At 50.9% G+C, this 13584-nt stretch carries 15 protein-coding genes; 4 read left to right on the top strand and 11 right to left on the bottom strand.

Features of this window, described 5'->3' with window-relative positions; genetic code table 11:
* The first annotated feature begins 19 nt into the window (after positions 1-19).
* Positions 20-1045 carry a Gfo/Idh/MocA family protein gene (locus HMPREF1212_RS15705; protein ID WP_046149977.1) on the top strand — a complete coding sequence of 342 codons (1026 nt, stop codon included), beginning with the start codon at positions 20-22 and terminating at the stop codon, positions 1043-1045.
* A gap of 235 nt (positions 1046-1280) precedes the next feature.
* Here the strand turns inward: HMPREF1212_RS15705 and HMPREF1212_RS15700 are convergent, their stop codons facing one another.
* Complete coding sequence (locus tag HMPREF1212_RS15700) at positions 1281-2546, bottom strand: DUF3843 family protein (RefSeq protein ID WP_046149976.1); 1266 nt, start codon at positions 2544-2546, stop codon at positions 1281-1283.
* Positions 2547-2735: 189 nt separating this feature from the next.
* Here HMPREF1212_RS15700 and HMPREF1212_RS15695 point away from each other — a divergent pair, with 189 nt between their 5' ends.
* From HMPREF1212_RS15695 to HMPREF1212_RS15685, 3 genes are read left to right on the top strand one after another with little or no spacing between them, the layout of a single operon-like run.
* Positions 2736-5528 carry a TonB-dependent receptor gene (locus HMPREF1212_RS15695; protein ID WP_046149975.1) on the top strand — a complete coding sequence of 931 codons (2793 nt, stop codon included), beginning with the start codon at positions 2736-2738 and terminating at the stop codon, positions 5526-5528.
* A 37-nt stretch (positions 5529-5565) separates the two neighbouring features.
* Positions 5566-6918: a hypothetical protein gene (locus HMPREF1212_RS15690; protein ID WP_046149974.1), complete on the top strand. Its 1353-nt coding sequence runs from the start codon at positions 5566-5568 to the stop codon at positions 6916-6918.
* Positions 6919-6923: 5 nt separating this feature from the next.
* Positions 6924-7397, top strand: coding sequence for a toxin-antitoxin system YwqK family antitoxin (locus tag HMPREF1212_RS15685; protein WP_046149973.1), 474 nt, complete (start codon positions 6924-6926; stop codon positions 7395-7397).
* Positions 7398-7453: 56 nt separating this feature from the next.
* On the opposite strand, the gene HMPREF1212_RS15680 is transcribed toward HMPREF1212_RS15685, so the two are convergent.
* From HMPREF1212_RS15680 to HMPREF1212_RS15640, 10 genes are all read right to left on the bottom strand, one after another.
* A complete protein-coding gene (locus tag HMPREF1212_RS15680; protein ID WP_028727674.1) occupies positions 7454-7885 on the bottom strand; it encodes an RNA-binding S4 domain-containing protein in 432 nt (143 codons plus the stop codon).
* 8 nt (positions 7886-7893) lie between these two features.
* Positions 7894-8457, bottom strand: coding sequence for an aminoacyl-tRNA hydrolase (gene pth, locus HMPREF1212_RS15675; protein WP_046149972.1), 564 nt, complete (start codon positions 8455-8457; stop codon positions 7894-7896).
* Between the two features lie 118 nt (positions 8458-8575).
* Complete coding sequence (locus HMPREF1212_RS15670; RefSeq protein ID WP_046149971.1) at positions 8576-9163, bottom strand: 50S ribosomal protein L25/general stress protein Ctc; 588 nt, start codon at positions 9161-9163, stop codon at positions 8576-8578.
* Positions 9164-9256: 93 nt separating this feature from the next.
* A complete protein-coding gene (locus HMPREF1212_RS15665) occupies positions 9257-10141 on the bottom strand; it encodes an SDR family oxidoreductase (RefSeq protein WP_028727671.1) in 885 nt (294 codons plus the stop codon).
* Positions 10141-11367 (bottom strand): NADH:flavin oxidoreductase, encoded by a 1227-nt coding sequence (locus HMPREF1212_RS15660; RefSeq protein ID WP_046149970.1) that lies wholly within the window; start codon positions 11365-11367, stop codon positions 10141-10143. The genes HMPREF1212_RS15665 and HMPREF1212_RS15660 overlap by 1 nt, the downstream gene beginning before the upstream one ends.
* Before the next feature lie 134 nt (positions 11368-11501).
* Entirely contained in the window at positions 11502-11678 is a 177-nt protein-coding gene (locus HMPREF1212_RS27195; RefSeq protein ID WP_167331500.1) for a hypothetical protein, read from the bottom strand.
* A gap of 26 nt (positions 11679-11704) precedes the next feature.
* Complete coding sequence (locus HMPREF1212_RS15655) at positions 11705-12172, bottom strand: glucosaminidase domain-containing protein (RefSeq protein WP_046149969.1); 468 nt, start codon at positions 12170-12172, stop codon at positions 11705-11707.
* A 26-nt stretch (positions 12173-12198) separates the two neighbouring features.
* Entirely contained in the window at positions 12199-12651 is a 453-nt protein-coding gene (locus HMPREF1212_RS15650) for an HU family DNA-binding protein (protein WP_046149968.1), read from the bottom strand.
* Between the two features lie 204 nt (positions 12652-12855).
* Complete coding sequence (locus HMPREF1212_RS15645) at positions 12856-13167, bottom strand: HigA family addiction module antitoxin (RefSeq protein WP_046149967.1); 312 nt, start codon at positions 13165-13167, stop codon at positions 12856-12858.
* 10 nt (positions 13168-13177) lie between these two features.
* Positions 13178-13495 (bottom strand): type II toxin-antitoxin system RelE/ParE family toxin, encoded by a 318-nt coding sequence (locus HMPREF1212_RS15640; protein ID WP_046150436.1) that lies wholly within the window; start codon positions 13493-13495, stop codon positions 13178-13180.
* Positions 13496-13584 lie beyond the last annotated feature (89 nt).

Here is a 13584-nt window from a genome sequence, read left to right as displayed (position 1 = left end):
ACAGAAATGATAAATACAAATGGCTACAACAAATAAAATACGTTTCGGAGTAATTGGAACGAACTTTATAACAGATTGGGTGATTGCCGGTGCACGGCAGGATGAACGTTTTGAACTGGTGGCTGTCTATTCACGGACACAGGAGACGGCGGATGCTTTCGCAGCCAAACATCAGATACCCCATACTTTTACTTCATTGGAGGAAATGGCGCAGAGCCCGTTGATCGATGTGGTATATATCGCGTCACCCAACTTCCTTCATGCTTCACAGAGTATTCTTTGTATGAAGCACGGCAAGCATGTACTGTGTGAGAAACCTTTTGCCTCTAATGCAAGGGAGGTAAAGGAAATGATTGCTGCCTCCCGTCAATATAATGTAACGCTGATGGAAGCGATGAAGCCGACGCTAACCCCGAATTTCCGGACTGTACGAGAGAATCTGCATAAGTTGGGAACCATACGCCGGTATTTTTCCTGCTATTGCCAGTATTCCTCACGTTATGACAAGTTCAGGGAAGGGGTCGTACTGAATGCTTTCAAGCCGGAGCTCTCGAATGGAGCGATGATGGATATAGGTATTTATACGTTGTACCCGATGGTGGTATTGTTCGGCCGTCCGCAAAGGGTGGAGGCTACGGGCGTCGTGCTTTCTTCGGGGGCTGACGGACAGGGTGCCGTCAATTTCGTGTATGAGGGGATGAATGCCACCATACTGTATTCCAAGATCGCTAACTCTTATCTGCCTACGGAGATACAAGGGGAGGAGGGGAATATCAATCTGGATCGTATCAATATAATAGGAAAGGTTACTTATACGCCCCGTGTCCCGGCGGGTGCGGGAAAGACTGCGGTTTCTGAACCGATGGATATAAGTGCGGTGACGGATAAGAATGAATATTATTATGAGGTGGCTGAGTTTATGGATCTGATTGAGAACGGTAAACGTGAGTCGGAGATCAATAGCCATGAGAATTCATTGATTACCCTGGAGATTATCGACGAGGTACGCCGCCAGTTGGGGGTTGTTTATCCGGCTGACAGGTAGCGGATGGATTTGATAGAGATAGGTGTTTCAGTTCTTGACAGAGGTGAATGTAGAGTCGTTGGTAGGGGCGGTTCGCGAACAGCCCTTACAGGCGCCGTCATAATGGAACAGGCAGGTTCGACCGTAGGGGCGGGGTCTGCCCGCCCTTCTCCACCGGTTGTTATATTATTGTCGCAAAGGGCGGGCAAACCCCGCCCCTACAAAGCCTGTCATTTGGGTTCACATTTTTCTATAATCAAACTTCCCTAATAAAATACTTCACCAGGAACTCCCAATTATCATGAATGATAGCCTTGCCGCGTTCAGGGCTATGCAGGCTTTTGGTCTGTGCGTCGGCCAGCATACCGCGTTCTTCGAGGGCTTTCAGCAGATCCAGGCTGCAATGTTTGACGATGAAGAAGCCTAATCCTTGTTCGGATGCTTTCTTTTCGTCGTAGAAGGGGTTCTGTTCGTCTTTGATGAATTCGATGCCGTCGACTAATAGTTGAAGACCTTCTTTAGCAGAAGCGTATACGGCAAACTTATCGAACTCGATGCAATCGGCCAGAGGGGTGTATTCGCTCTCTTCCAGCTTCAATTGCCCGGAAGCAAAGTCGATGAACTCCTGTTTGCTTTTCATGTAGAACAGCAACTTACCGTCAGCCATCTCCGTAAATTTCTTGTAAATAGCCCGGTTACTTTCTTCCCGTTCCTGGATGGCCGGGTCGACAAAGCTTTCGGCACTCTCTGCACTTTCTACGAAGAAAGCATGGTTCGGATGTGTTTCGGGCAGGATCAGCGACAACCATTTCGGGGAAGTGTAAGCCAGGAAAGCTGTCCGGTCGATATACGACATCGAGTTATGGATCGCCATAAGTGCCTCGGTGTTATTCCTGTTTTCCGGGCTTTGGCTCCAATACTCCTTCAACGTTTCACTAAGGTTGTATTTTGCATCGGTAGACAAGTAAGAGTCGTAATGGAACCAGTGCAACAGCGGAACATATTGCTCCGGTGTCTCGTAGGATGTTTCCGGGGCAAAGAGCAGCTGCATCTTCGTGTTTTCGGGGGCGGTAGTCCATTCCTTGCAGAAAAGCTGGTAGATGAGGCGGGCTGTCTCTTCGGTTGTGGGGTTGTCGGGGTTGACGAACGTGCCCTTTTTCGCTCCGTGATACTGCTGGAGATAATGCCAGAGGAGGAAGCGGACATCTTCGAGGTTGGCTTCATCGTCGTAATAATGGTCGCTGACGGTATAGAAAGGAACGTAGTTGCCGGTCAGTTTCTTATATTCAGTGATGAATGCACGCCAGATATTCAGTCCCGAGATAACATCCTCGAAGTAAGCAGCCATACGCATACTAACCTGCAGGGCATCCTCTTTTTCAAAAGAGTTTACCAGATCGGTATGTTCCAGAATATCATGTATCTGGTTAGCCATACGTGTATAATAAAGGTCGATAGGGCCGGATTGTTTATAGGGATGCAGTTGCAGCCAGTCTTTCGGAAAAATCTTAGTGTTCTTCATAAGTTGTTTATCTGTTTAGAATAATAAAGGCACAAATGTAGTAAAAATAAGTTTATGCGGAGTTGATTGTCTCTCTGTCATTACAATGTAATCGAACTGTCACACACTGTGACAAAATCTAAACAACCCTGACATATTCTCCCTGTACTTTTGCTCCCGAAACAATCAAAGATGTAATAAGTATTAAGAATGAGTACTATAAGAGTTAGGGAAATAAAGAAACTGCTGATCCTGCTGGCCGGCTGTTTGCTCTCATTAACGGCCGGGGCACAGACCGGTGTGATCTGCGGAACCGTGACCGATGCCAAATTCAAAGAACCGTTGATCGGTGCGACCGTATCTATCGAAGGGACATCCACCGGAGCCATCACGGACATAGACGGTAACTTCCGTATCGAAAAGGTGCAGCCGGGAAAATACACCCTGCAAGCCTCTTACGTATCTTATAAGACCGAAACGATCAAGGACGTGGCCGTCGTAGCCCACCAGGAAACTGTGTTGCGGATCGAACTTTCCGACGCCGACCTTCAGTTGCAGAACGTAGTAGTAGTAGCCCAACGCAAACTGGGGACGGAGACGGCGGTACTGAATACCGTCCGCAAGAGCCTGCCGGTAGTTAGCGGTATCTCCGCCCAGCAGATCAGCAAGACGCAGGACAGCGATGCCGCCGAGGTGCTTCGTCGCATCCCCGGTATCACGATCGTGGACGACCGCTTCATTGTTGTCCGTGGTCTGGCGCAACGCTATAATAACGTATGGCTGAACAACGCAACGACGCCTTCGAGCGAGACCGACAGCCGTGCCTTCTCCTTCGATGTGCTGCCTTCTTCCCTGATCGATAATATGATGGTCTATAAGAGTCCGTCGGCCGAGCTGCCCGCCGATTTCTCGGGTGGGTTCGTGCGGCTGCTGACGAAGAATGTGTCGGAGGGGAACACCTTCAATATCACTTATCAATTGGGCTTCAATACGAATTCCGCTTTCCGCGACTTCCAGCTCACCAAAGGGCATGCGGTGGACTACCTGGGCTTCGGTGCCGGTAAACGCGGCCTTCCCTCTAATACCCCCGCCCACCTGAACGATGTGAACACTTCCGATGCCGCCGCCTTTACCCGCCGGGTGAATACGGGGTGGGACATCAGCCGGTTTACCGCATTGCCGGAGCAGAAGCTGACTTTCACCATGAACCGCCTGTTCAACCTCGGCGGCTGGAAGATCGGCAATATCACCAACGTGAATTACAGCACCGGATACGATTACTACGAACTGAAGAATAACAACTACCTCTCGTATAATATGACGGACGACCAATCGTCTTACCGTTACAAATACGACGATGTGCAGTATAAGAACACCACCAAGCTCGGTGTCCTGTTCAACTGGTCTTTCCTGAAAGGCAATAACAAATATGAGTTCCGCAACTTCTTCAACCAGCGCGGAACCTCTTCCCTGTCGCAACGGCAGGGGACAGACTATTATTCCGAAGAGAATATCCGCAAATGGGAGTCGCTCTACACCGGGCGCACCACCTATGCGGGTCAGCTGGCGGGCGAACACCGCTGGCGGGAGGATGCCGACAAGCTGGACTGGACAGTCGGTTATGCCTATGCCGCTTACAAGGAACCCGACCGCAAGGTCGTGAAGTCGATGGAACGCAAGCAGGAGGAGGAGCTGAAGTATTATGTCTCCGACCCGACGCGCTACTACCAGGATCTGACGGATAACAGCTTCTCGGTCGGTACGAACTACGAGCATACGTTCACCGTCTCCGAACTCTTTAAGCCGGTACTGAATGCCGGGTTGTACGGCGAATACAAAGACCGTTCGTTCAACGCCCGCCGCTTCGTCTACAACCTGCTGGGGACTGGTTACAACCGCTTTGCCGAGTGGGATTACAGCTCGATCTTCACGGATGAGAATATCTCCGCCGACCGTATCTATATGAAAGAGAGCACGAACAAGAGCGACTCGTATACTTCCGACAACCTGCTGGGTGCCGCCTATGTGGCTGCCAAGCTGAACTACGGGGAGAAGCTGAACGCGAATGTCGGTGTCCGTATGGAATACTACCGGTTGAAGCTCGACGGCTACGAGTCGGACGGCATCAAGCCGGTGCACCTCGATCAGAGCTCCACCGAATTCTTCCCCTCGCTGAATGTGGCTTACAGCCTGACGGACAAGCAGCAGGTGAGGGTGGCTTACGGACGGTCGGTGAACCGCCCCGAGTTCCGCGAGGTAGTGCCCTACGTATATTACGACTTTACGCTCGATGCCAATATCACCGGAAATGTGGATCTGAAGAATGCCTATACCAACAGCGTGGATCTGCGTTACGAGTTCTACCCTTCGCCGGGCGAGACGGTTACGGTAGGCGGTTTCTATAAATACTTTGCAGACCCGATCGAGCAGACTTACAACGAAGCTGGTTCCGGCCTGCAATATACCTATCATAACGCCGACCATGCCAGGGCTTTCGGGATAGAGGTGGATATAAAGAAGCACCTCGACTTTATCGGCCTGAAGGATCTGAGCTTTGTCTTCAACGGCGCTTATATCCATAGCAAGGTCTATTTCCCGGAAGGGGCTTTCGAGCGCGACCGGGCCATGCAGGGGCAGTCGCCTTACCTGATCAATACCGGGTTGTTCTACCAGCATGACGACAAGGGGCTGTCGGCCTCGGTGCTCTACAACCGCATCGGCAAACGTATCGAGACGGTCGGCGTGCCGGCGCAGAACCCGAACGACGACATTCCCGACATCTACGAAATGCCCCGCAACTCGCTCGACCTGAGTTTCTCGAAGAGGCTGGGTAAATATGTGGAGGTGAAAGCCGGTATCAAAGACCTGCTGAATTCGAAGATCGAATACAAACAATTCCTGGAGCTGACAGACGGTGCCGGCGCGAAACGGGAAGTGGAACAGCTGGTGCGCAGCTACCGTCCGGGCGTGACTGTCAACCTGGGGGTATCCGTCAAGTTTTAATTAGTATCACTTATATACAAACTAAATTAGTTTTATTATGAACAAGTTTTTATTGAAAGGTGTGGCCGCCATGTTGTGCATGGCCACAATGTTTGGAAGCGTAGCATGTAGCGAGGATGATCCTGTGTCCGGAGGTGAAACACCGGAAACGAAAGATGTTATACTGGAGAATGAAATAACGTCTGATATGACTTTGAAGGCAACGGACAATAACCTGCTGAGAGGTTTCGTATACGTGACCGACGGTGTGACGCTGACGATCGAACCGGGTACGGTGATCAAAGGCGAGAAAGCCACCAAAGGTTCCCTGATCGTTGAACCGGGCGGTAAGATCATTGCCCAGGGTACGGCCGAGAAGCCCATCGTCTTTACTTCCGACCAGGCTGCCGGTTCGCGTGCGTATGGCGACTGGGGTGGCTTGATCCTGTGCGGTAATGCGCCGGTGAATGCCACTTCCAAACCGCAGATCGAAGGGGGGCCGCGTACCAGATACGGTGGCGATCAGCCGGAAGACAACTCGGGTATCGTGAAGTATGTACGTATCGAGTTCGCCGGATATCCGCTGGAACCGAACAAGGAGATCAACGGTCTGACTTGCGGTGGGGTAGGTAGCGGCACGACATTGGAATATATCCAGGTGGCTTTCTGTGGCGACGACTCTTTCGAATGGTTCGGCGGCACGGTGAATGCCAAGCACCTAATCGCTTACAAAGGCTGGGATGACGAGTTCGATACGGATTATGGTTATAGTGGTAAGTTACAGTTCCTGCTGGGCGTTCGCGACCCGAAGGTGGCCGATACATCCAAGTCTAACGGCTTCGAGTCGGACAATGATGCGAATGGTTCGGGCAATGAGCCGCTCACAAACCCTATCTTCTCCAACGTGACCCTGATCGGCCCGTTCTATGGCGAGTCGGCCGGCAAAGCGGAAAGCGATATCCTGTATAATACGGAAGATGCCGCCAACGGTGCGAAGGGTGGACAGTTCCAGGCTGCCATGCATATCCGTCGCAACTCGGCACTGAATGTCTACAACTCTGTCTTCACAGGCTGGCCGTATGGCTTGTATCTTCAGACTGCGAATGCGGGAGCTACGGTTAAGAACGTGATCTTCGCCGGAATGTGGGAGAACTTCAAGGATGATGCCAGCCAAAGTTACTTCGAAACAAACGGCCTGAACAACCAGGTATATGCTTCCAGCAAAGACCTGATCGCCACGAATGCCGATTACTCTTCCGTTGTAGTAGATAAGATCGCCGGTGCCGACTTCTCCGATGCCGCCCTGACCGATGCTTACTTCGACAAGGTATCTTACAAAGGCGCTTTCGACGGAACGAACGACTGGACAAAAGGTTGGGCTAACTGGGATCCGCAGAATACAGCTTATTAATCACTATGATAAGGAAACTATTAGTCGCTTCTACACTGATTGCCGGAAGTACCCTGGCTATCCGGGCACAGGATCTGGTACTCAGTGAAGGGCAATATTATACGGATGCCACGCAGACAACCCCTTACACCGGACGCTATACCGAGTTCTACGACGACGGTATGCTGAAGATGGAGTTGTTTCTGAAAGACGGCCGCCCCGAAGGTACGTATGTCATTTATTATCCGGACGGAAAAATAGCTGAGGTTCGTTCCTATTACCAGGGAGTCTTCCACGGCGAATGGCGTACCTACAATGAAGCGGGAAGCCTGGTCGGTCTGGCCTCTTACAAGGACGGACAGAAAGATGGCCCCTGGCGTATCTGGAATGATAAAGGCGTGCTCCGCTTCGAAATGTTCTACACCCGCGGCAAGAAAAGCGGCGTTTGGCGAACATGGGATGATGAAGGGGGGTTGCTGACGGAAGAAGAACAGAAATAAGAAGATAACAGACCTCGTAGGGGCGGATTTCAAATCCGCCCTTTGGGGTCATATATTTATTCTTCCCCTTCTTCAGGCCCGAAATCGAACTCGAAATCGAATCCGTCCCCTGCACCGGGTTCGGTAAACTGCTCCAGTTCGCGGCGGTCTTTCTTCGTGGGGCGACCCATACCGCGGGCACGATCCACAAAGCCGGAGATACGGTTCATTTCCAGGATCTCGTATTGATCCGGAGTCGTTACATTCTCCATATAATCGGGAACCAGCTTGGCTCCCATGCGGCGTTCCGTCAGGGCCAGCACTTTGAAGGAGAAGGTGATCGGCGGTTTACGCACCTGTATGACATCACCTACCTTTATCATGCGCGAAGCCTTCACATTCACGCCACCGATCATTACCCGGTTCTTCTTGCAGGCTTCTACCGCAATAGTCCGGGATTTAAAGATGCGGACAGCCCACATCCATTTATCTATTCGTACTTCATTCATACTATTACTTATTTGTTATTGAACTGGTTCATGGTGATCTGTACACCCGCCAGGCAAAAACTCTTGACAATCTCTTCCGCACGTTTCAGCTTTTCGGGCATGAGTTCCAGCTCTGCGGGAGGAAATTTACCCAATACATAGTCGATCTGTCCGCCACGGGGGAAGTCGCTTCCTATGCCGAAACGCAGGCGGCAGTATTCCTGTGTGCCGAGAATTTGCTGTATATTCTTTAATCCGTTATGACCCGCATCGCTCCCTTTGGGCTTCAAGCGTAAGGTACCGAAGGGGAGAGCCAGGTCGTCTACTACAACCAGGAGGTTCTCGACGGGGATGTTTTCTTTTTGCAACCAGTAGCGTACGGCATTGCCGCTCAGGTTCATAAATGTGTTCGGCTTGAGCAGTATCAGGTCACAGTTCTTCACCCGCATCCGGGCGATCGCGCCATAGCGTTCTTCCGTAAAAGGGACGCCGGCATCTTCGGCCAATGCATTTACCACACGGAAACCGATATTATGACGCGTTCCCCAATATTCAGGGCCGATATTACCAAGTCCGGTTATCAGATATTTCATAATTCTTTATTGTTATAATGATAAAGGGAAGAACATTCAGCTGAATATCCTTCCCTTTTATTTCTTTATCAAAGCCGGATCATCCTTTAAGGAATAACCGGAAACTTTAATTGACTAATTAGTTCGCCTTAGCCTGAGCACCACGAGCGGCACGAGTCAACTGAACGGCGCAAACAACAGCGTTCTTTGCATTCATCAGTTCCAGACCTTCGAAGTGTAAAGAGCCAACCTGCATAGATTTACCTAAGCCCAGGTGATCTACGTTGATAGTCAGTTTTTCAGGGATCTGAGTATAAATAGCTTTCACTTTCAGCTTTCTCATACGTAATGTCAGCTTACCACCGGCTTTAACACCTTCAGCGTGACCAGTCAGAACAACAGGAACTTCCATTGCAACCGGCTTGCTGTCAGAAACTTCCATGAAGTCCATGTGCATGATAGCGTCAGTTACAGGCTGGAACTGGATATCTTTAACGATAGCCATTGTCTTTTTGCCGTCGATGCTTAATTCTACTGCGAAGATTTCCGGAGTATAAACCAGCTTACGTACAGAGTCTACTGTTACAACGAAGTGAGTTACTTTTTCGCCACCGTATAATACAGCAGGGATTTCCTGATTTTTACGCAAAGCTTTCAAAGCTCTTTTCTGATCGGCAGAAGTAGAAGCTACTTCTCTACCTTTTCCTTCTAATTGGAATGTTTTCATTTTCTTAATTTAATTGTGTTACTCAAAATTAGTGCTTCCTAATTTCCCATCACACGTACGGGGGTTAAAAGCGGTGCAAAGGTAAAGTTTTTATCAATACGTTCCAACAGTCTCCTGAATATTTTTTATATCCAGCAGATTACGGGAGAGGAGCAATGCTTCCGTATCGTCCCAAAGCCGGCCTTGCAGGGGGTGCCGGCGGATACGTTCCGCCAGTTTTTTCTCTTTGCAGTTGGCATAACAGCACCCGGTCTTACCGCTTACATCTGCCGACCGGGCCAGGTAAATGGCAGTGGCGGCACCCTGTTCCGGACTTTTGATGAAGGGGCGGAACAGAATATCGGTCAGCGGATCGAACCAGGCCTGCATCGTGATCATATTGGTACTGACAATTCCGGGGTCGGCCGCATTGACGGTAATGCCCCGGTCTTTCACCCGTTCGGCCAGCTCGCGGGTGAAAAGCAGTAACGCCAGCTTCGTGTTCCCGTAGACCGCTATCCGGGAGAAACGCCCGTTCTTCCCCTTACTGAAAAAGTCGGCCTCTATCTTGCCGATGGCATAAGTGCAGGACACCGTATTGACGATACGCGTACCCTCATGCATCAGGGGGAGGAGTTGCCGGGTGAGCAGGTAAGGGCCTGCATAATTCACGCTGACAATGGTTTCGAGCCCGTCTTCCGTTCGGCGTACCGGGGTGGTGAGCACGCCGGCGTTGTTCATCAGCCGGCTCACCGGGCGCCCTTCGGCCAGCAGCCTGTCTGCAAATGCCTTGACGGAAGCCAGCGAGGCGAGGTTTATCTGCCGGATCTCGATCCGGTCGTTGCCTGTATCCTTTTTGATCCGGTCGCAAAGAGGGCGGGCTTTCTCCGGTTCCTTGCAGGCCATGATCACCGGATAGCCTTCGCGGGCCAGCGCTTCCGTGATCACCTGTCCCATGCCGCCGTCTGCTCCGGTTATAATGGCTAATCCCTTTTCCATTATTTATATTCCAATTTATCTATTTCTTTAATGATACTTTTCGGTAGGTTCTGCATATGCTTGTGGCAAGCCATTTCGAGCGAATACATGCGGGCGATGCAATAATTGCTGTGTCCGCAGTCGCAACGGGCCTGCTCGTCTTCCTTCATACGGTTGACGAATGCCGGATCGTTCAACAGGGCGCGTGCCATGCTGACGAACTCGAAGCCATGCCCCAGCACCTCGTCTATCTTTTCGCGTGAGACAAGTCCGCCGACATAGACCAGCGGCATTTTTAGGGCTGCCCTGAACTTCAACGCATCTTCCAGGAAATAAGCTTCCTTGAACGGTTCGGTCGGTATCATCAGGTGCCCGGCCATCCGTACTCCGAGAGGCAGCCATCCGAAAGGCATATAATGGGTCATGGTGCGGATCGGCATGGCGCCGCGCATCACGTACATCGGGGCACGGCTCACAAATCCGCCACTGAGTATCAGGGCATGTACGCCGCATTCGTTTTGCAGGGTACGGGCTACTTCCAGCGTCTCGTCTGTCTCCATGCCGCCTTTGAAGCCGTCGCGCATATTCATCTTGACCAGGACGGCCATATCCGATCCGGCCGCTTTCATCACCTCTTCCATGCACATCTTCATGAAACGCATCCGGTTTTCGAGGCTTCCGCCGTATTCATCTTTCCTGTGGTTGGTGTAAGGGGAGAGGAACTGGCTGATCAGGTAACCATGTCCGGCATGCACTTCCACGGCATCCATGCCCGCCTCACGTGCCAGGTGGATGGCCTGCCCGAAAGCTTTGGCCATAGCGGCGATCTCCGATTGGTGCATCCCCCGGACGAAAGTAGGCGAGTAGAGGTTGAAGCCAGTGGATGCCGAGATAGGGGTGCAGCCGCATATCTTCTTATGCGACATATTCCCGCAATGGCCGATCTGGATGGAGGCCGCAGCCCCTTCCCGGTGGATGGCATCGGTAATCTTTTTCAGTCCCGGAAGGATATCGGGACGCAGCCACAACTGACGTTCGAAAGACAGTCCGCTCTGTGTGACGGCGGCATAAGCCAGGGTCGTCATGCCGACCCCTCCGGCGGCTACGGAAGTGTGATAGTCATATAACATTTCCGACGGGGCGTTACCCGGGCACATGCTCTCGAAAGCGGCCGCCCTGATCGTCCGGTTGCGGAGTGTTAGCGGGCCGATCGTGGCCGGGGTGAATAGTATAGATTCTTTGTTCATAATATATAGCCTGTAAAATTGACCGTAAAGGTAAAAAAAAACCGCAATCCGCCGTATCTCCGGAAGGAGATAAGCGGCGGACTGCGGCAAAAAACAACATGAAAACAACCTTAAGAAGCTATCTGAAGCCTACCCTAATCCGAAGGGATAGCTTCAAACAGAGGATCAGCCCCTGCCGGGCCAGCCGGCACAGGACGCGGATAAGATCTGGTAATTTCAGGCTTTTCAGCATCATCCGGTGAAGGTTTAAAGTGAAACAAAAAGTTAAGTAAAGCCAGAATGAACTCGATAATTCGCTTGAATTTGGACATGGTGGTACTATTTAATGTAAGTGATTTTACGAAAGCATCTCGATAACCGCCTGTATTGTTGCGGCGATATCGACCAGGCTTCGGCGATACGTTTCGCGGTCGTCGCCGTTCAGTTCGCTGATGTAGGGACTGTAGGCAATCTCGCGGGCGTAGGCCGTCAGGTCGTGGCTCACCTGCCAGGCAGAGCGGTAGTTGTTGCGGATCAGGCGGGCGAAGTCGAGGAACGAATTCTCGCGCGTGTCGTACCGCCGGAAATCCAGCGAGTAACCGGTGGTGCGGACGGCCGTCTTTCCACCATGCCAGTACTCGTTGCTACAGCCGTAGGCTGTCAGGCCGAAGAAGTTACGGCCGGCGGTGGCCAGGTTGCTCGTGCCCCAGCCACTCTCGAAAGCCGCCTGCGAGAGGATGGCCAGCGGGTTCATGTTGAAAGCAGCTCCCGCCGACACGGCGGCCGGCAGGGAGTCTTTGACGAAGCGGATTTGTTGAGCTGTCATGATAATTAGTAATTGATAATTAATAATTACTCGATGACGGGGCGATCGTCTTCGCCGCCACCGGGCGTTTCTTCTTTGCCGGTAGAGCCGGAGCTGATGCGCTCGAAGCTCACCTTGTCCAGTATCTCCTTCAGTGCGACGCTGGGGCGGAACACGATGCGGGGCTTACGGATCAGGGTGGCCTTGAACTCCTCTGTAGTCGGCGTTCCCCCGCTGCCTGCATTGATCTGGAAATTTCCCAACTCGCCCGCCTGCACAACCTCGCCGCGCAAAAGGGCTTCCTTCAGCACAAACAGCAGGCCATCCATCACCACATGCACGTCGCCCGGCGAAGCCGTTGAATAAGCGGCGATAGAGGTGCACATCTGTTTGTAGCTCATCATCCCGTTACTGTTTACCGAAGCGAAATACTTTTGCGCACCTTCGGGTGCGTCTTTCGACAGGTCCTTACGCAGAACCAATTTATACCTTACTGACATAACATTAAAAGATTAAGGGTTAGTGATCTGTGATTAGTATGATACAAAGATACAACCCCCTTCGCCCTTCATCCGGCCCAATGTTGCCGAAGGCAGCCCAAGTGCGGCATTTGAGGGTATATGAGGGCATTCCGGAAACAAAACGTCCCGTAAAGAGGGGCTGAATCTCCTTACGGGACGAATAAAATATATATTTTATACCTTTTACAGCAGGGCGGCGTATTGGCGTATTTTGCTTAAGCGATCCATGAATGTCTGGTCGTTGCTTGCTTCCTGCATATTATATTTCAATTGCAGGCGCATCAATGAGTCGGCAGGAATATCGAGTGCAGCTTCAAACATCATGGCTGTGGTGGTGGTAAGCGGACGACGTCCGTTCAGCAAGTCGTTGAGCACCTTGTAAGAGATACCCATTTGTTCGGCCAATTTCCGTTGTGAAATTTTCCGGTATTCTATTTCATCCTTCAACACTTCTCCCGGATGGGTCGGGGTATATCCGAATTTTACAGTTGCCATATTCCTTTGTTTATTTATAATGGTTCGACAATTCAATAATGTTACATACGGTGACTACAACCTCGGAAACCACTTTTGTCGTTTTGAATTCTATACGGTATTGATCGTTTACCCTGACCGATTCCAAGCCGGCTTTATCTCCTTCCAGTGCCTTATATTGTAGGGCTTGGTATCTGAAAAGATCTTCTATTGCTGACACCGACTCCAATATATCGATTGTCTTACGGTATTTAGCGACAATCGGGGGCTGAAAGCGGTGTTTCTTATCAGAAGCTTTACCTTCAAGATATAGTTCTTCCAAATATTTCTTATCAAACTTGATTTCCATGTTTCGATTATAATCATCTACGCAAAGGTAATATAAATATTTGAGAGTCCACGATATTTGAGGACTTTTCTCTAGGGTATAGATTTTTG

Source organism: Parabacteroides sp. HGS0025 (assembly GCF_000969845.1).
Classification (GTDB): Bacteria; Bacteroidota; Bacteroidia; order Bacteroidales; family Tannerellaceae; genus Parabacteroides; species Parabacteroides gordonii.
This window is presented reverse-complemented; position numbering and strand designations above follow the sequence as displayed.

Excerpts from the sequence above, each read along its gene's own strand:
- HMPREF1212_RS27195 (WP_167331500.1), bottom strand. The coding sequence starts at position 11,678 with ATGTCCAAATTCAAGCGAATTATCGAGTTCATTCTGGCTTTACTTAAC.
- HMPREF1212_RS15670 (WP_046149971.1), bottom strand. The coding sequence starts at position 9,163 with ATGAAAACATTCCAATTAGAAGGAAAAGGTAGAGAAGTAGCTTCTACT.
- HMPREF1212_RS15680 (WP_028727674.1), bottom strand. The coding sequence starts at position 7,885 with ATGAATGAAGTACGAATAGATAAATGGATGTGGGCTGTCCGCATCTTT.
- HMPREF1212_RS15660 (WP_046149970.1), bottom strand. The coding sequence starts at position 11,367 with ATGAACAAAGAATCTATACTATTCACCCCGGCCACGATCGGCCCGCTA.
- pth (WP_046149972.1), bottom strand. The coding sequence starts at position 8,457 with ATGAAATATCTGATAACCGGACTTGGTAATATCGGCCCTGAATATTGG.
- HMPREF1212_RS15685 (WP_046149973.1), top strand. The coding sequence starts at position 6,924 with ATGATAAGGAAACTATTAGTCGCTTCTACACTGATTGCCGGAAGTACC.
- HMPREF1212_RS15665 (WP_028727671.1), bottom strand. The coding sequence starts at position 10,141 with ATGGAAAAGGGATTAGCCATTATAACCGGAGCAGACGGCGGCATGGGA.
- HMPREF1212_RS15645 (WP_046149967.1), bottom strand. The coding sequence starts at position 13,167 with ATGGCAACTGTAAAATTCGGATATACCCCGACCCATCCGGGAGAAGTG.
- HMPREF1212_RS15650 (WP_046149968.1), bottom strand. The coding sequence starts at position 12,651 with ATGTCAGTAAGGTATAAATTGGTTCTGCGTAAGGACCTGTCGAAAGAC.
- HMPREF1212_RS15705 (WP_046149977.1), top strand. The coding sequence starts at position 20 with ATGGCTACAACAAATAAAATACGTTTCGGAGTAATTGGAACGAACTTT.
- HMPREF1212_RS15655 (WP_046149969.1), bottom strand. The coding sequence starts at position 12,172 with ATGACAGCTCAACAAATCCGCTTCGTCAAAGACTCCCTGCCGGCCGCC.
- HMPREF1212_RS15695 (WP_046149975.1), top strand. The coding sequence starts at position 2,736 with ATGAGTACTATAAGAGTTAGGGAAATAAAGAAACTGCTGATCCTGCTG.
- HMPREF1212_RS15700 (WP_046149976.1), bottom strand. The coding sequence starts at position 2,546 with ATGAAGAACACTAAGATTTTTCCGAAAGACTGGCTGCAACTGCATCCC.
- HMPREF1212_RS15640 (WP_046150436.1), bottom strand. The coding sequence starts at position 13,495 with ATGGAAATCAAGTTTGATAAGAAATATTTGGAAGAACTATATCTTGAA.
- HMPREF1212_RS15690 (WP_046149974.1), top strand. The coding sequence starts at position 5,566 with ATGAACAAGTTTTTATTGAAAGGTGTGGCCGCCATGTTGTGCATGGCC.